General features: G+C 44.8%; 19 protein-coding genes. 4 read left to right on the top strand and 15 right to left on the bottom strand.

Annotated features, from left to right (window positions below; translation table 11 throughout):
• The first annotated feature begins 590 nt into the window (after positions 1–590).
• The 4 genes from FR741_RS04695 to FR741_RS04680 all read left to right on the top strand — a co-directional run bounded on the left by FR741_RS04695 (position 591) and on the right by FR741_RS04680 (position 5,100).
• The gene (locus tag FR741_RS04695) at positions 591–1,166 is read left to right on the top strand and encodes a sigma-70 family RNA polymerase sigma factor (protein WP_029836529.1); all 576 of its coding nucleotides are present in this window, start codon (positions 591–593) and stop codon (positions 1,164–1,166) included.
• The gene (locus FR741_RS04690) at positions 1,159–1,890 is read left to right on the top strand and encodes a DUF3379 domain-containing protein (RefSeq protein ID WP_053808773.1); all 732 of its coding nucleotides are present in this window, start codon (positions 1,159–1,161) and stop codon (positions 1,888–1,890) included. The genes FR741_RS04695 and FR741_RS04690 overlap by 8 nt, the downstream gene beginning before the upstream one ends.
• 297 nt (positions 1,891–2,187) lie before the next feature.
• On the top strand, positions 2,188–3,465 hold the full coding sequence (locus FR741_RS04685) for an outer membrane protein transport protein (RefSeq protein WP_085342876.1): 1,278 nt from the start codon (positions 2,188–2,190) through the stop codon (positions 3,463–3,465).
• A gap of 309 nt (positions 3,466–3,774) precedes the next feature.
• Positions 3,775–5,100, top strand: a complete 1,326-nt coding sequence (locus tag FR741_RS04680; protein WP_167426341.1) for an outer membrane protein transport protein — start codon at positions 3,775–3,777, stop codon at positions 5,098–5,100.
• A 74-nt stretch (positions 5,101–5,174) separates the two neighbouring features.
• On the opposite strand, the gene FR741_RS04675 is transcribed toward FR741_RS04680, so the two are convergent.
• From FR741_RS04675 to FR741_RS04605, 15 genes are all read right to left on the bottom strand, one after another.
• Positions 5,175–5,948, bottom strand: a complete 774-nt coding sequence (locus FR741_RS04675; protein ID WP_104972031.1) for an MlaA family lipoprotein — start codon at positions 5,946–5,948, stop codon at positions 5,175–5,177.
• Positions 5,949–6,162: 214 nt separating this feature from the next.
• The gene (gene ccmI, locus FR741_RS04670) at positions 6,163–7,377 is read right to left on the bottom strand and encodes a c-type cytochrome biogenesis protein CcmI (RefSeq protein ID WP_167426340.1); all 1,215 of its coding nucleotides are present in this window, start codon (positions 7,375–7,377) and stop codon (positions 6,163–6,165) included.
• On the bottom strand, positions 7,377–7,862 hold the full coding sequence (locus FR741_RS04665) for a cytochrome c-type biogenesis protein (protein ID WP_167426339.1): 486 nt from the start codon (positions 7,860–7,862) through the stop codon (positions 7,377–7,379). Before FR741_RS04665 ends, ccmI begins: the two co-directional genes overlap by 1 nt.
• Entirely contained in the window at positions 7,859–8,413 is a 555-nt protein-coding gene (locus FR741_RS04660; protein WP_012841537.1) for a DsbE family thiol:disulfide interchange protein, read from the bottom strand. Before FR741_RS04660 ends, FR741_RS04665 begins: the two co-directional genes overlap by 4 nt.
• Position 8,414: 1 nt before the next feature.
• A complete protein-coding gene (locus FR741_RS04655; protein ID WP_005394299.1) occupies positions 8,415–10,391 on the bottom strand; it encodes a heme lyase CcmF/NrfE family subunit in 1,977 nt (658 codons plus the stop codon).
• Positions 10,388–10,873, bottom strand: a complete 486-nt coding sequence (gene ccmE, locus FR741_RS04650) for a cytochrome c maturation protein CcmE (protein ID WP_005380516.1) — start codon at positions 10,871–10,873, stop codon at positions 10,388–10,390. Before ccmE ends, FR741_RS04655 begins: the two co-directional genes overlap by 4 nt.
• Positions 10,870–11,076: a heme exporter protein CcmD gene (gene ccmD / locus FR741_RS04645; protein ID WP_005380515.1), complete on the bottom strand. Its 207-nt coding sequence runs from the start codon at positions 11,074–11,076 to the stop codon at positions 10,870–10,872. Before ccmD ends, ccmE begins: the two co-directional genes overlap by 4 nt.
• A gap of 11 nt (positions 11,077–11,087) precedes the next feature.
• The gene (locus FR741_RS04640; RefSeq protein ID WP_005394301.1) at positions 11,088–11,831 is read right to left on the bottom strand and encodes a heme ABC transporter permease; all 744 of its coding nucleotides are present in this window, start codon (positions 11,829–11,831) and stop codon (positions 11,088–11,090) included.
• 109 nt (positions 11,832–11,940) lie between these two features.
• Positions 11,941–12,609 carry a heme exporter protein CcmB gene (gene ccmB, locus FR741_RS04635; protein ID WP_006741714.1) on the bottom strand — a complete coding sequence of 223 codons (669 nt, stop codon included), beginning with the start codon at positions 12,607–12,609 and terminating at the stop codon, positions 11,941–11,943.
• Position 12,610: 1 nt separating this feature from the next.
• Complete coding sequence (gene ccmA, locus FR741_RS04630) at positions 12,611–13,228, bottom strand: cytochrome c biogenesis heme-transporting ATPase CcmA (RefSeq protein WP_167426338.1); 618 nt, start codon at positions 13,226–13,228, stop codon at positions 12,611–12,613.
• Between the two features lie 286 nt (positions 13,229–13,514).
• The gene (locus FR741_RS04625; RefSeq protein WP_046875563.1) at positions 13,515–14,009 is read right to left on the bottom strand and encodes a DUF2802 domain-containing protein; all 495 of its coding nucleotides are present in this window, start codon (positions 14,007–14,009) and stop codon (positions 13,515–13,517) included.
• A 14-nt stretch (positions 14,010–14,023) separates the two neighbouring features.
• Complete coding sequence (locus FR741_RS04620; RefSeq protein ID WP_005380507.1) at positions 14,024–14,518, bottom strand: chemotaxis protein CheW; 495 nt, start codon at positions 14,516–14,518, stop codon at positions 14,024–14,026.
• Positions 14,519–14,553: 35 nt separating this feature from the next.
• Positions 14,554–15,588, bottom strand: coding sequence for a chemotaxis protein CheW (locus FR741_RS04615; RefSeq protein WP_167426337.1), 1,035 nt, complete (start codon positions 15,586–15,588; stop codon positions 14,554–14,556).
• Positions 15,578–16,357, bottom strand: a complete 780-nt coding sequence (locus FR741_RS04610) for a ParA family protein (RefSeq protein ID WP_167426336.1) — start codon at positions 16,355–16,357, stop codon at positions 15,578–15,580. Before FR741_RS04610 ends, FR741_RS04615 begins: the two co-directional genes overlap by 11 nt.
• 8 nt (positions 16,358–16,365) lie before the next feature.
• Positions 16,366–17,478, bottom strand: a complete 1,113-nt coding sequence (locus tag FR741_RS04605; protein ID WP_167426335.1) for a protein-glutamate methylesterase/protein-glutamine glutaminase — start codon at positions 17,476–17,478, stop codon at positions 16,366–16,368.
• Positions 17,479–17,490: the final 12 nt, after the last annotated feature.

Below are 17,490 nucleotides of genomic sequence, written 5' to 3'. Positions count from 1 at the left end.
TAATAATGATTAACTATAGAGAGTTAAAACGGTAAGAGGTATATGGAAGGTAAAATCGAAGCAAAAAAAAAACCACACATAACTGTGTGGTCGGAATATCTATAAAACAATTAACTTACGCCAATTGAAAATTAATCAGTTTCCTGATTAGGAGAAAGTAAAGTCAGCCTTCAAAAGGAAGTGTCATCTTGCTCAACATGTTAGTCGCAATGACTAACGAGATGACAAGATGTACTATAACCCCTTCACTGCTTGATATTTTGAAATAGATCAATTTTATAGTGATTTTACGAGCTTTAAGCACATCTAAAAGGCTCAGCGATGCAAACCGATTCAAAAATTCACCGCTAGCAGTCTCTTTTTATGTCCCATCGAATGAACTTATCCAAACCATTGATTACTAATGATGATATTGTTAACAATCTTTACCAATTCATGTTCGATGATATTTGGCATTTGCGTATACACTTTTAAGTAACCACATAGCTTATTGTGTCAGAAGTTATCTACGACACACGCTCAACCGAAACCGCGAGGCTATTGAAAAGTAAAGTCATGCTCAGAACAAATAAGAAACTCACAGAGCGAGGATGGAGGCTCCTGTGGCCATATTAAAAATGTTTGGAAAGAAAAATTCCAACAGTCCGGTCAACTCTGATATGGACAAGCAAAGAAAATACGAAGCGCTCGTCCGAGGGTACCATCGTGACTTATATCGCTACGCATACTGGTTGTGCAAAGATAAAGCGATAGCGGAAGATCTAGTTCAGGAAACCTGCCTTAGAGCTTGGAAGTCACTCGATAGTCTCCAGGATGAAAAAGCAGCCAAGTCTTGGCTCATCACCATATTGAGACGAGAAAATGCGCGCCGCTTCGAACGTAAACAATTTGATTTAGTTGATATCGATGATTACGGCAATGATGCTAAAGTCAGCGATGACCCACATCATCAGCAAGAATGGCTGCAAGCGCAGATCATGAAACTCGATGTTGAATACCGCGAACCTTTATTTCTCCAAGTTGTCGGTGGTTTCAGCGGAGAAGAGATTGGCGACATTCTTGATTTAAATAAAAATACAGTGATGACTCGATTATTTCGCGCTCGTAATCAACTCAAAGAGATGTTGGATTCTCAAGATACTAAGAGAGGACAAAAGAATGGATGATTTAGAATTTCGTCGTCGTATTTTGTCGGATCCAAAACAAAAGGATGAAGAGATTCTGCAAGCTTTAGCTGGTAGCGACGCCAACAATAAGTTTGTTGATGACGTTTTGGATCTCGACGTAAAAATTAAACAAGCCATGAATGTGGATGTACCTGAAGATCTCGCTGATAAGATTTTATTTAGTCAGACGTCGAGTGCACTTGATGAAGAGAAGGTCGTCAGACCACACTTTGTGCGCAAAGCAATGGCACTTGCCGCTTCTATTGCGTTCACCGCAGGATTATTAGTTGGTCAAGTAAACTGGGGAAATGTTTTGGTTTCTCCAGCACAAGCCAGTTTAGCGGATACCGCGATGAAACACGTTATTCATGAAGAACCTTTTGTTCGTCATCTTGATGAGGATGTACCGAGCTCGCAAATTAATGCGAAAATGTCGCCATTTCATTACCAGTTTAGTGAAAGCTTTCCATATCACGTTTACTACCTAAACCACTGCGGTTTTGGCGAATCCAATGCGGTGCATATGGTATTCCAAGGTCCAAAAGGTAAAGTAACGTTATTTATTACTGGTATTCCTAGCGAACAAAGTACCGACTTTAATAAGGATGGCATGACCGGAATCGTTCAGCCCGTCGGGAGTTCAAGCCTGATTTTAGTCGGAGAAGAAGGTGAAAATATTGATGCTATCGCTACGACTCTTGCATCAATGATTAAACCGATGTAATAACTTCGACGATTTCCAGCCTTAAAAAGGTTAAATGCCGCTAAATGATCTTATTTAGCGGCATTTTTGTATAAATAGAACACAAAACATTCACCATCGCTATAGCATTTAGAGCTTAAACTCTAAATTATGCATTTTAAGTGCAATTTCCCGTCTTTTAGACATCATTTCTGCAATTTTTATTCAATTTTATCCAATGGTCGGATTTGTCCAAGCAACTATTGATACTACTATCTGCGCCACTGAGCAAAAGCTCAATTTATCGTCCAAAGAGACGAATCTAATAAGGAAAAACAAATGACTCAGAACACGCGTCTGTTTAAAAAGACTCTCCTAGCAGTAACGGTAGCTTTTGCCTCAGGTCAATCGATGGCAGCGGGTTTCCAAATCAACGCTCAATCAGCAACTGGCATCGGCCGTGCATTTGCTGGTGATGCAGTAATCGCAGATAACGCCGCGGTAATGGCTCGTAACCCAGCAGCAATGGCTCTATTTGACAAAATGGAGCTTTCGCTAGGTTTCGAAAGCATTACTTCAATGATTGAAGTGAAAGATGCGAAATATTGTGGTTCAACGTGCCAAGTAGCACCAACACTATTCAAGCCTGTCGACTCAAACTATGACGACGCTGGCGATACTTCTATTGCACCGAACATTCATCTAATCGTTCCTGTAAATGACAAGTTTGCATGGGGCGTAAACGCATACTCTAATTTCGGTACTAAGACAGAATTCGACAATAGCTTTGCGGCAAAAGAATATGGCGGCTTAACTGATGTTAAGAGCGTAAACTTTGGCCTTGCAGGTTCTTACCGTCTCAATGAACAATGGAGCTTTGGTGCTGGTTTAGATTTAATCTACGGCCAAGGTACAATGAAGCGTGAACATGCTGCAATAGGCACACTTGTCGATGTAGACGAAGCTGATGGTTGGGCTGTAGGTTTCAATGTTGGTACTGTGTACGAGCTAGATGAAAACAATCGATTTGGTCTTGCATACCGCCATAGCCCAGAAATGGAAGCAAAAGACGATAAAGGTCAAAAAATCACACTACCTTTACCAGATATGGCCGAGTTCTCTGGCTTCCACAAAATCCAAGACACTAAGTTTGCTGTACACTACAGCATCCAATACATTGGCTGGGAAACTTTCGATCAAATTGAATTCTCTAACTTAAAAGGCTCTCCTCTTGGCTCATCGTATGATAAACAGTACCAGTGGCAAGATGGTTGGCACTACTCGATTGGTGGTACATATTACCTAAGTAATAACTGGACACTTCGTGCTGGTTACATGTACGACACGAGCGCCCAAGCTGACTTAACGTCTGTTTCCGTTCCTGACTCAGATCGCCAATGGTTCTCAACCGGCTTTACTTATCACATTGATAGTAAATCAAATGTCGACTTTGGCTTTACGTACCTAATGGGTAAAGATGTTGAGGTAAATGAATCAACACCAAACCCAATGTACAACCCAGGTGACGCTCAAAGCCCTCAAAATATCTCGAGCTTGTCAGCAACAACACGCGCTGATGCGATTCTATTCGGCTTACAATACAGCCGTAGCTTCTAAGCACTTCGCTGTTAGTTAGTAGAAAAATACTTTATATAAAAGGCTGGATTTCCAGCCTTTTTTCATATCTACAATTTATTGCTCACTCAATTTGAGTGAACACGTGTATCTAAATCTCACAATTAGGACGCACAGCTGTTCGCTGAATTCCATTTACAAGCCCTTCACAGTTAGATTATTAAACCACCCAAACAACACTTGAAAGCATAATATTCCAAATGACTGCTTGTGCTGGATTTTCATTTCTAAAGTAAAAACTCTACCTTTAAACTTTCGTCCCACGTTATAAACAAATCAGCGAACATTCGAATGAAAACCAACAAGACTCTTCTATCAACAGCAGTGGCATTAAGCCTACTTGGCACAACGGGCATGGCTAACGCAGCAGGTTTCCAACTTGCTGAATATTCTGCAACAGGCCTAGGTCGAGCATATGCTGGTGAAGCAGCAATGGCTGACAACGCAAGTGCACAATGGCGTAACCCAGCAATGCTAACTTATTTGGAAGGCACTCAAGTGTCCGTTGGTGCAATCTATGTGAACCCAAATATTGATATTGAAGGTGATGTAAACTTCCACGGTAGTACTTCTTCTGCATCTTCAGATGATTTCGCACATGATGCAATCATTCCAAACTTCTACCTATCACACCAATACAATGAGAAATTCGCGATTGGTTTGGCATTTGGCACCAACTACGGCATGGAAACCGATTTAGGTAAAGGCTTTGGTGCATCACACTTCGGTAACGAAGCAAGCGTAACGACAATGGAAGCGAACTTAAACGCAGCTTACAAAGTCAATGAATCAATCAGCATTGGTGGTGGTATCCGTTACATCATCGGCGAAGGCAGCTTTGGCGCAGCAGCACCTAAGAATAATGTTGTAGGACAGCACCCTGTCACTGGCGATCCTATCAGTGTTCCTCAAGGTACCGCTCTAAAATACATGGAAGGTGACGATACCGCTTGGGGCTGGCAAGTTGGTACTACATGGCAGATCAATGAAAATAACCGTATCGGCTTCGCGTACAAATCTGAAGTTGAACTGAAGCTTGAAGGCCATGCTGAAGGTCTAGGTTTTGGCTTCGGTACTAAGCTTTCACAACTACGTGACAACGGCTACATGTACCTAAACCTGCCTGCAACGGCTGAGTTGGCAAGCTTCCACCAAGTAACAGACCAACTTGCGTTACACGCAAGCTTTAACTGGACGGATTGGAGCTCTTTCGAGAAATTGGAAGCACGTCTAGATACCGCTGGCACGCATATGGTTAAAGTAGAAAACTGGGAAGATAACTACCGCTTTGCTGTTGGTGCCACTTACCAGCTTGATCCTAAGCTAGCGCTACGTACTGGTATTGCGTACGATACTTCAGCGGTTAGCGACAAAAACCGTACGATCACTATTCCAGAAACTGACCGTACTTGGCTAAGTATTGGTGCAACGTACGATTGGACAAAAGACTTCAGCCTAGACGCTGGCTTCACCTATATTTTCGCGAAAGACGCACCAATCGTTGAGTCTCGTGGTTACAAGTCAGACGACGCTGCAGAACAAGTCGGCGGCCAATTCGTAGGCGAAACTACGGGTAATGTTTGGCTAATCGGTGTTCAAGCAAACTACCGTTTCTAACCAAACAGCAAAAATACAAAAAAGGCTTAGCATCAGCTAAGCCTTTTTTATTTGTATATTGTAAAGAACAGCGCTTAAAAGTCTTCTAGGTATTCGTCTAAATACTCTTCTTCTTCGATGTTAACTTCTTCCACCGTTTCAACTTCTGCTTTAAAGTTTTGACGCTGAATATAAACATCGCGAGTAAGAATATATGGATCCGGCGACGATTCTAGCTGTGCTTCTTGCGGTACTAATAAAGCACGCTTCTCCATGCCTTCAAACGCCCACTTACCCAAACTCGCCCAGAAGTTGAGGTAAGAGAGGGGTAAATACGTACTATCTACGGTATCTGTCACTTCACGTAAGGTATACGGGCCATAACCTGGAATCATGAAGTAAGGGCCATTTCCAACACCATAGTGGCCTACTGCATCACTGAACGCTTTCTCGTCGTACTTCGTAATACCCGCGGCACTTGCAATATCGAATAAACCGAAAATACCAAACGTCGAGTTAATCCAAAAACGGTTAAAGTGGTCCACGGCTTTCGTGCCGTTACCCATGACTAAGTTATTAACCATGCTGGCTGGCTCATCTAAGTTCGACAAGAAGTTAGCGATACCGGAACGAATAGGAACTGGCGTGTATTCCACATACGCAAGTGAAACAGGACGAACCAAATACGGATCTAAATATTCGTAGTTGATTTCCCACATGGTTCGGTTAAAGCCTTCCAACGGGTCATACACATCAGAAGTCGTTTGATTTGTTTCTTGTCCTGTTACTGCTTCATCAGGCGCACTTGAACAGCCAACCAGTCCAACTGCAAGCAGTAACAAGAAGGTAGATTTACCCTTGTTATACATTTTATTTTCCATAACGACTATTAATGTACCTAAGTCACCCATGAACCGTTGTACGTATGTTGAGCAGTATACGTAGTAAAGATGACTCAGATATGGGAATAAATAAAGGCCAGCAGTCGCTGGCCTTCTGTATTCTACTCGATCGTTTAAAGTCATACCACTAAAGGCAACAGACTCTACCCCGTTGTCATATTTCAGAGACAGACGCTAACGATTAATATTGCTGATCAATGGTCACGTCTACTGGTGCGCCAAATTCAACGACGTCACTTTCTCCGTGCCAATCTTGATCACGCGTTGCTACGTTACCGTCAGAATCTATACGCACACGGACGATTAGCTTATCGAGTGAAGATAACTTTTGTCCTTGCATCATGGCATTGCCATCATCTAATACGACTGTGCGAGGGAAAGTACCTAGCGGATAACGAGCAGCAGCCACAGGCATTGGGGAGCCATCTGAACGATGTACTGACACAATCAGAACTGCGTTTGGATCCAACTGAGCATTTGGTGCCACATTAATTGTCACAGCAACACTCTTATCCGGTGAAACCGCTTCGCCCATTTGCTTACGAGCACTCTCAATACTGCGTGACAACATCTCGTAGCGGCTATCTTCTGGACCAATCATTTGCTGCATGATTCCCCAGTACTTGATGGCTGCCGGGAAGTCTTGACGCTCAAACGCATCGAACGCTAACAAAGAAAACACACGCAGATCGACATAGTCTTGCTGCATCAGCTTGCCGAGTAATGAGCGAGCCGTCGCTTGATCCATTTCCTCTTGAGACAGCATCAGAGCTTGTGCATAACCCAACATCACATCAGGATCTTGGGGCTCTAGGCGATATGACTTTTCCATCGCATCGATAGCAGTCGTGACATCACGATTTGCTAACGCAATACGACCTAGCAGTAACCAACCTGTCGAGTCTTCCGGCTGGTAATGTAAGCGAGTTCGAAGGGCAAGGGTCAAATCCGCCATTTCATCGTCACTCAACGGCTCAGAAGAAGCCGACATCAGCTTTTTCGATAACTCAGGTAGATTTGCAGACACTTCTTGCCACTGAACAATATCTTCTGACGCGCCAAATTTGTAATACAAGCCATAGCTCAACGCCACCGTCAGAATTACCGATGGGACTAAAACCGCGATTGGTGAAACCTTGGTTTCTTTTTGCGCTTTATCACCAGGAATATCGTCAAGGAGAGACTGCTTTAGATCAGAAATCAGTTCGTCTTCGCTTTCAACCAGCCCTTCGTCGGTTTCTTCTGCAAGCTCTGATAGACGGTCTTTATAAAATGCCTTGTTGAGCTCATCGCGTAACACATCATCATTGTTCGCTTTCTGTTTAAGCAGCGGCAAAGCCACCAGCGCACAAGCAATAAGCGTAAGAGCAACGGTGGAAATCCAAAATAGTGTCATTACTTCTTATCTCCGTTGTTCTCTTCTTCAAGCAATGCTTTTAAACGAGCCTCTTTTTGCTCATCCCATTGCTCGTCACTGCTTGCTTTTGCCTTAACTCTAGATTTACGGCTACGCAGCACAATCAAACCAAAACCACCCAGTACTACAGCGAGTGGCCCTAGCCACAAAATCGCAGTCGCAACCGTAAATGGTGGGTTGTAAGTCACGAAGTTACCGTAACGGGCGATCATGTAATCAACAATCTCATCTTTGGACTTACCTTCTTTGGTCATTTCGTACACCTTATGGCGTAAGTCTTGAGCAAGTTCAGCGTTAGAATCCGAGATCGTGTTGTTCTGACATTTAGGGCAACGGAGCGTATGGCTTAACTCTTTGAACTGCTGTTCTTGTTCCAAGTTATCGAACTCGTACACTTCAATGGCAGCGTGAGCAACAAGAGATAATGTCATGGCAGCAAAAACTGCAAGGATCAGCTTTCTCATTGCTTCGCCTCCTCAACCAATTTGTTGTAAAGCGGCTCCAGTGTTTCCGACCAATTACGTGGGTTTACATCCCCCACATGGCGATAACGAATCACACCATTTGCATCAATAATGAATGTTTCTGGTGCTCCATAAACGCCAAGGTCAAGACCAAGCATACCACTACCATCAAATAGGCTAATTAAGTACGGGTTGCCGAGATCATTCAACCAGCCTACCGCTTTGTTACGATCATCTTTGTAATTCATACCGATGATCTTAACGCCCTTACCCGCCAATTCGTTTAGGTATTTGTGCTCTGCATAACATGTTGGACACCACGTTGCCCAAACGTTCAAGAGCAACGGCTCACCTTTAAAAATTGACTGGTCGTATTGTTTTCCAGGTTCAGCTAAGTCTTCTAAGTGAAACTCAGGAACTGGCTTACCAACCAAAACCGACTCCAATTTCGTTGGATCATCGCCCTCTTGGTTGCGCATTAACTGGGTTGCGAAAATGCCCGCCAAAATCATGAAAGCGACGAGCGGAATAAATAAGATTTTCTTATTCATGTTATGCCTCCTGCTCTTTTGACTTCGCGTTTTTCTTTGAAGATTTACGGAAGCGATAACGCTTATCTGAAATCGCTAGTGCACCGCCTAACGCCATAATCAAAGAGCCAGCCCAAATCCAACGAACGAACGGTTTATAGTAAATACGAACAGCCCAAGATCGGTTGTCGTCTAAACGTTCACCCATTGCAATGTATAAATCACGACTAATTCCACGGTCAATGGCAGCTTCGGTCATCATAGACTTAGCCGTACGGTAGAAGCGCTTCTCAGCGTGAAGCGTATTCACGTATTTACCATCATGTGTGATCTCAAAATCCGCGATGTAGCCATCGTAGTTTGGACCATCTTTATCACGCAGGCCTGAGAAGTAGAAATCATAACCTTGAATTTGGAAGTGTTCGCCAGGTGCTAAACGTACATCACGCTCAATACTGTAGTTCTGTACCATCGCAATACCGATAACAGATACCGCCAGACCAACATGACCCAACATCATCGCCCAATGGCTACGCTGCAGCTTGCGAACGCCTTCACTAAAGCTATGACGGTGCGTTGCACGCTCATATAGTTCAAAGCCATGCATTGCAATAATCCAAATCGCCATTACCCAGCCAATGTAAGCCATGGTTGAGAAGAAGTCGGCAAACAGGTATACGCATACCGCGGCCAAAGCAAAAGCAAGCACACCTGAAACGAGCATTGGTTTCACAAGTTTAGATAAATTGTCTCGCTTCCAACGGATAAGTGGACCAATACCAAGTAGGAAAGCAAATGGCATCATCAACCACGCAAACAGCATATCGAAGAATGGCGCACCGATAGAAACCGACCCCAAACCAAGCTGCTTATGTACGAGCGGCAACAGTGTCCCCACTAACACCACAACAAGTGCTGCGATAAGTAATACGTTATTGGCTAAGAGCGCGTTTTCACGAGAGACTAAGTCGAAGTTACCACGTACACGTACTGCTGCCCCTTTTACGGCAAACAGCAATAAAGAGCCGCCGATAACGAAAACGAGGAAGCCTAGAATAAACATACCGCGCGACGGGTCAGACGCGAACGCGTGCACCGATACTAAAATACCGGAACGGACTAAGAATGTGCCCAACAAACTCAACGAAAATGCAGAGATTGCCAATAGTACCGTCCACGCTTTAAATGTGCCGCGTTTTTCTGTCACGGCAAGAGAGTGCATTAATGCGGTACCCGCTAACCAAGGCATGAATGATGCGTTTTCTACTGGATCCCAGAACCACCAGCCACCCCAGCCAAGTTCGTAGTAAGCCCACCAAGAGCCTAGTGCGATACCGAGTGTTAAAAATACCCATGCAGCGGTTGTCCAAGGACGAGACCAACGGGCCCAAGCCGTATCAAGGCGTCCGGTCATTAGGGATGCGATCGCAAAGGAGAAGGCAACCGAGAAACCAACGTAGCCCATGTAAAGCATTGGCGGATGAACAATCAAACCAGGGTCTTGAAGCAGAGGGTTCAAATCACGTCCGTCAACCGGGAAGAACGGTAACGTACGTAGGAATGGGTTTGACGTTAGGATGATAAACAGTAGGAAACCCACTGAGATCATGCCCATTACGGCAAGTACACGTGCAACCGACTCTTGCGGCATACCACGACTGAATGTCGCTACAGCGACAGTCCAAGCAGCTTGGATTAACACCCATAGCAACAGTGAACCTTCGTGTGCACCCCATACTGCGGTTAAACGGTAGTACCAAGGAAGCTGACTATTCGAGTTGCTCGCTACATACTGTAACGTGAAGTCGTTGGTATAAAATCCCCAACATAAAATGGCGAAAGAGAACAACAGCATCAGGAACATAGACCAAGATAGCGGTCGCGCTGTGTTCATGAGCATGGTGTTATTATTCGATGCTCCCCACAATGGCAATACGCTCAGCAGCACAGCCATTGCAAGCGAAAGAATGAGAGCAAAGTGACCGATTTCAGCAATCATTGGCCGCTTCCTTGTTTCTGTTCGGTGCTGTATTGAAGCGGTTCATGCGTTTTCTTCATCGCTTCTGCAATTTCTGGTGGCATGTATTCTTCATCGTGCTTCGCTAGGACCTCAAATGCCTCAACTGTCGTGGCATCTTTCAGTACACCTTGAGCCACAATACCCTGCCCTTCACGGAACAAGTCAGGAAGAATACCGTCATAAGTAATCGTCACTTTAGGGCCGACATCGTGCAGGTCAAAACTCACTTTCAAAGAATTAGGATCTCGACGAACCGAGCCCACAACCACCATACCACCAATACGCAGACGCTGGCCTACTTCTGGCTTGGTGCCATCTGGCTTACCATTAACCAATTCCGTTGGAGTATAGAAAAGGTCCATATTTTGGTTAAGCGCATAAAGTATCAAACCAATGGTGGCACTAATACCGATAAAGATCGCTAGTACGATACCTAGCCTCTTTTTACGTCTCGGGTTCATAAGGTGTTCTCCATGTTCTTCGCTGCGTCGATACGAGCTTGACGGTCAATTTTTGCTTTCACTTCTTTCAATAATGCATCACCGCGGCGAAGGCTAGTGATCAGAAGAATCAGCATGGATAAGAAAGTAATACCAAACGCACTCCATACGTATGATGCGTAGCCACCCATGGCAAAAAAGTCGCTCAGAGATTCAAAATGCATAATCAATTACCTCACTGAGTTTGTTCTGTTGCGAGTTTGCGCACCCAAGGGCGGTGACTTTCTTTACTGATGATTTCGTTACGAAAACGTACCATCGTCACTGCACCAAAGAAGAACGCAAAGCCAAAGATGTTTAGCAATAACGGCCAAAGCATGTCGGATGAAATAGAAGGTTGTTCAAATTTCGTGATCGTCGCGCCTTGGTGAAGCGTGTTCCACCATTCTACGGAAAAGTGAATGATAGGTAGGTTCACGACGCCTACGATCGCTAAAATACCCGCCGCTTTTGCGGCTGTTTTCTGATCGTCAAACGCGTGATAAAGCGCAATAACACCAAGGTAGAGAAATAGAAGAATCAATTCTGAAGTAAGACGGGCGTCCCATACCCACCAAGTGCCCCACATTGGCTTACCCCAAACGGCACCAGTAAGTAGAGCAATGAAGGTAAATACCGCACCAATCGGCGCCATCGCAAGCGCCGCCATATCAGATAGACGTACTTGCCATACTAAGCCAATAAATGCCGCAATCGCCATCGACATATAAACGCCCATAGACCAAATAGCTGATGGGACATGAATGTAGATGATTCGGAAACTGTCACCTTGTTGGTAATCTGAAGGCGCAAATGCAAGCCCCCAAACCGTACCAACCGATAAGCATACGAGGGCCAATACAGAAAACCAAGGCAGAAACTTACCACTCAAACGGTAAGCGGTTTCTGGCTTGGCATAAGGATGTAGCCATTTCCACATGTTTTGTTCTCACTCTTACTTCAGGGACACTGTCTAAAGGGTTGAGACCGTAGCAGTGCTTTAATAATAATTCTTTGATCAAGCGCCGCTTCATTGGCACTTTATTGAGTTAGTTAACACTAACTCTCAATGCGGCACTAATGGCAAAAGGCGTTAACGTCATCGCTCCCATTAGCATCGCACCTAAAATTGCTAGTTGACCGTTATACGCCATACCAAGCGCGGCGGCATCAATTGCTGATGTTGCGAAAATCAAAATTGGGATGTAGAGCGGAAGAATAAGCAAACTCAAAAGAACGCCCCCCTTTTGCAACCCAACCGTCAAAGCCACACCAATAGCTCCAATAAAACTTAGTGTCGGTGTACCGATCATCAAGGTTAGTACAACAGATAGCCAAGTATTGAAATCGAGCGAAAGTAAAACCGCCAATAATGGGCTAATTAGGATCAGAGGTAACCCTGTTAACAACCAATGTGCTATGACCTTTGAAACCACTACAAGTTGCAATGGAATCGGCATTAGCATCATTTGTTCCAATGCACCGTCTTGAAAATCATCACGAAATAGACGCTCTAATGATAATAAGGCGGATAGCAATGCGGCAACCCAAACAATGCCCGCTGCAATACGTGCTAACAAATTTGGTTCAGGCCCGATACTAAGAGGAAACAGAGTAATAACAATAATAAAGAACCAAAGCGGGTTCAGAATGTCTGCCTGACGGCGAAATGCTATCAATAGCTCGCGGCGAATGATGGTGGTCATAGATGGAATCATATCAATCACCCAACTTTATTTTTCTAAGTTTCGGGCTGTCCGAAAACATATCTTGATGCGTCGTCAACACGACAATACCGCCATTATCAGCGTGACTTGCGAACAAAGATTCAAGCACTTTGACGCCTTGCTTATCGATGGCGGTCAACGGTTCATCTAAAATCCATAAAATTTGCCTACTGAGCCATAACCTTGCTAGTGCCACTCGTCGTTGCTGACCTGCGGAAAGCTGTGCTACAGGCACATCTTCTCGACCAGCTAAACCTACTTGAGTTAAAGCAGTGAAGATTTCTTCGTCAGAAGAGCGGTTATTTTGAATAGATTGGTAAAAACGTAAGTTTTCCAGTGCGGTAAGCTCTCGTTTCACTCCAGTTTGATGCCCTAAGAACAGCAGATCTTGATGGAAAACATCACGAGATTTTTCAACCTCTTCTCCTTTCCACTTAATGATGCCTTCTTCTCTATCACCTAAACCTGTCACAATACGTAGTAACGTAGTTTTGCCAGTACCATTGCGCCCTTCTATCTGGACCAATTCACCAGGCTTAATTTCAAACTGCAGGTTTTCAAACAGGACCCTCTCATCACGGATCGCTGTCAGGTTAGATACTTCTAACATAGAGCTTCAACTAAAAAATGAACGAAGCGCTATATTAGCACAGCTTAGTTATGACAAAACAGGATAAGAGGGCTGGGATGTATGTAAGTTCATGTATTTTTGTTAATTAATCGTCACACTTTAATAAAATTAACTATAAGTAGTTATAAGCTCTCATTTTAACTTGGGGAGCGAGTGCTAAGAATGAAGAGAGCTCAAGGTAACCTAGGGCTGTATTGCAAAAAGATAATTAGTAACCGAACACAAAAAAAGAGGCTTATCGCCTCTTTTTATCGCTTTAAAACCTTTAGCGTCGACGACGTCCACGCGTCGGGTATTCTGCATCATCTGATGGCTGACCGCTTAGTGGTGGAATTTTCTCTTTTCCCGCCAGTTTTTTCTGTAGTGAAAGCATCAATTCCGCTTCAGCTTTTGGCAGTTCACACTCTTCAATGAGCTCATTGATATCTGCACCAAGCTGTACCATTTTAGAAGCTCGACTGTACAAGCGACCATCAGTATCAGCGTGCTCGAGTTCACGAATTCTCTCGTTTAGGTGCTGAATAATGTCTTGTTGTTCCGTTACTTTTTGTCCAAGACCAACGACAACCGAACGCACTTCGAGTAACTGCTTACTCAACTTTTGTACTTCTTTATCTACATGTCGAGACTGTGCTCGTTGCTGGTCTACTTGCTTTTGCAACCCCGAGCGAATGCGCAGTTGCAAAACAACCAACACCAACACGATAAAAGCGACGCCACCCGCAAGGAATGGAACAGATAAAAGAGTCTCTTCAGCCATCATTATTCAGCCCATTATAGGTGAGCCATCTCGTCCCATTCGTCATCCGTTAGGAGCTTGTTCAAATCCACAAGGATAAGAAGTTTGCCGTCACGGTTGCTCACACCTTGGATGAACTTCGCGCTTTCATCAGTACCAACAGAAGGCGTCGTGTCAATTTCAGAAGAACGTAGGTAAACCACTTCTGCCACACTATCTACCAAAATACCAATCACTTGACGCTCTGACTCGATCACAATAATACGAGTATTATCTGTAACTTCGCCTTCCATCAGGCCGAAACGCGAACGCGTGTCGATAACAGTAACCACGTTACCACGCAGGTTGATGATACCCAGAACATAATCTGGCGCACCTGGAACGGGTGCAATTTCAGTATAACGAAGTACTTCACGAACTTGCATTACGTTGATGCCGTACGTTTCTTCTTCTAGCTGGAACGTCACCCACTGAAGAACTTCGTCATTCGATGCATCTTTCTTCACTTCTACTTCAAAAGCTTGAGACATAGTTAATCCTCGTTAATGTCGTTCCCGACTTAAATCTAATTCAGTGATTTGACATCTAAACCGGCGTTTAGCATGTCAATGAGCGCCTGGACATGAATTAAGGCGCACATTTTTTCTTTTACCATGCCCGCTAGCCAAGGGCGCTTACCCGCCTGTTCACGCCAGCGAACCTTGTCGATATTGAGCGTTTCCGTCCCCATTAGTTGGTTACTGGCCAGCCCCCACATGCTCTCTCCAAGCATGACAACGTATTGGTAATTATCTTTGTAACTGTCATCGCGAAGCTTATCTGCCATCACCCATTTCGCGGTATCGACGACATCAAACTGTTGCTCACGATTTGTTTGTAGCCCCAAATACCAGGCGGGCTTTCCTATCAAATGGTTAAGCTCGCTGATGCGATGAATACCACCTAACTCATCAAGCGGTACGGCAAACGTGACATCATTCACATCAAAGTAAAGCACTTGAAAATCTTCACTTCGCTTCGTGCTTTCCCAGTCAGTTGGTATTTCGGAACCTGTTTGTGTCTCGAGCTCGGTATCAACGTTCGATTCTATATTGACATCATGCTCAATCACCGATTGAGGTTCAACCAGTTCTGGCTGAGTTTCCTCAAAAACTGGCGCATCAATCACCCAGTCTTGTATCTCTTCAACTGTTTGTAACTCGGGCGCCTCACTAACGGTTTGTACGTCTGGCTCAGCCGCTTTTATTTCTGCTGCAATATCAATCGTATTTTGTTCAAGAATACTATCAATATCTAACTCGGCTACAGGGTTGCTTGCTTCAAGCTGACTTAATAACCTTTGCACATCTTCCAGATTTGGGGCTTCCAATTCTGGCGGGTACGCTTCTTGAAACTGGTAAGTTTCCGGCTCCGAGTATTGAAACTGCAATTCTGGCTCTGGCTCTGGCTCTGGCTCTGGCTCTGGCTCTGCAGATGATATTTCTTGAGCCAGCAAGTCAAGCTCTTCCTCAAGAGTCGTTGCTTCAGCCTCATCACCCAATAGCGCATTAAAGTAGTCATCAAGCGCTTGTTCACTGGAAAGCACGTCGTTACTGCTCATCGAACGCTAACCTCTCCAGGTAAATCAGTAACTGTTTATACGCAAACACACCACGACTACCAGATGCAAAATGCGATGCTGGCAAATGCTTTAAACTAGCATCACGGAACTTGGTATCAATCGGCACCGCAGAGGTCCATACTTGATTTGGGTAATCTTTCTTCAGTTGCATCAATGTCTGCAAAGACGCTTTGGTGCGCTTGTCATACATCGTTGGAACGATAGTCACTTTGAAACCACCCGGACGAGACTTTTGCATAATGGTTAACGTGCGCATCATGCGTTCCAAGCCTTTCATCGCCAAAAACTCGGTTTGAACGGGAATCAAAATTCGGTCACTGGCGGCCAGTGCGTTGACCATCATCACACCAAGAATTGGCGGGCAGTCAATCAACACATAATCATAGTCTTGTGAGACCGCTTGTAGAGCTCGTTTTAAGATCAGCCCCATCCCACTGCGATTCCCCATGACACGATCAAGCGTCGCAAGGGACATATGCGCGGGAATGATATCCATCCCTTCCAGTTTTGTCTCTAGGATTAACGGCCTCACCGTTTCACGAGAGAATGTCTTCAACTGGAATAAATCAAATAGGCTCGAAGTTACTGCGTCAGGATCATAACCAAGATAGGTAGTCAGTGATGCGTGAGGGTCAGTATCGACCATCAGTATGCGATGACCTTTTTGACTCAGCAAACCCGCTAATGTCACTGTTGAGGTGGTTTTACCCACGCCACCTTTCTGGTTAGCTACACTCCAAACAATCATGATGAATCCTACGCTAGGCCAACTTCCACCAACATGCGTTCAGCAATGCGGTCAAGCGGTAAATCTTCTGAAGAAATGCCTGCTTTAGCAACAGCTTGGGGCATACCATAAACAACACAACTTTCTTCATCTTGAGCCCAAATAGTTGAGCCTGCAGACTTCAACATACGAGCGCCTTCACGACCGTCTGCACCCATGCCAGTCAGCACTAAAGAGAGTACTTTGTCACCGTATACTTTGGCTGCAGAACCAAAAGTCACATCCACACATGGTTTGTAGTTCATGCGGTCGCCGCCATCAATGATACGAAGACGAGCAGCCCCCGCTCGACCATCCACCATCATTTGCTTACCACCTGGAGCAAGGTATGCCACACCAGGCTGTAAGACATCGCCGTCTTGAGCTTCTTTCACTTGAATCTTACACAAGGTATTCAAACGGCTGGCAAATGCAGCAGTAAAGGTTGCCGGCATATGTTGGATCAATACGATCGGATGCGGGTAGTTCATCGGTAAACGCGTCAGAATTTTTTGCAAAGCAACCGGACCACCAGTAGACGTGCCAATTGCGGTCAGTTGATACTTCTTACCGGAGGCTCGGAACTTTGCCGCAGCCGCTCGAGCAGGAGCTGGAGTCGCTGGCGAAGCCGTTCTTGAACCTAGTGGACGAGCTGCCGCATTGGTACTCGCAGCAGCGCGAGTGATTGGTCGACGCATAAAAGCGCGCTTCGAAGCAATCTGAATAACTCGTTGCTGAAGCAGTGACACCGCTTCTTCGCGGTTACGTGCAATGTCTTCAAACTTTTTCGGTAAGAAATCCAATGCGCCCGCATCTAGCGCATCAAGCGTGGCTTTCGCCCCGTCATGAGTCAGGGACGAAAACATTAGGATTGGCGTTGGAGCCGCTGCCATGATTTCACGCACAGCGGTAATGCCATCCATCACTGGCATTTCAATATCCATCGTGATGACGTCCGGTTTAAGAGATTTGGCTTTCTCAACCGCCTCTCTGCCATTTACCGCAACGTCAATCACTTCTAGGCGCGATTCTGAGTTGATGATTTCGCTCACGCGACGTCGAAAAAAACTCGAATCATCAACGACTAGTACTTTAATCGCCATCTTATTCCTTTT

Origin of the sequence: Vibrio diabolicus, from assembly GCF_011801455.1 — a bacterium.
GTDB classification, from domain to species: Bacteria; Pseudomonadota; Gammaproteobacteria; order Enterobacterales; family Vibrionaceae; genus Vibrio; species Vibrio diabolicus.
This window is presented reverse-complemented; position numbering and strand designations above follow the sequence as displayed.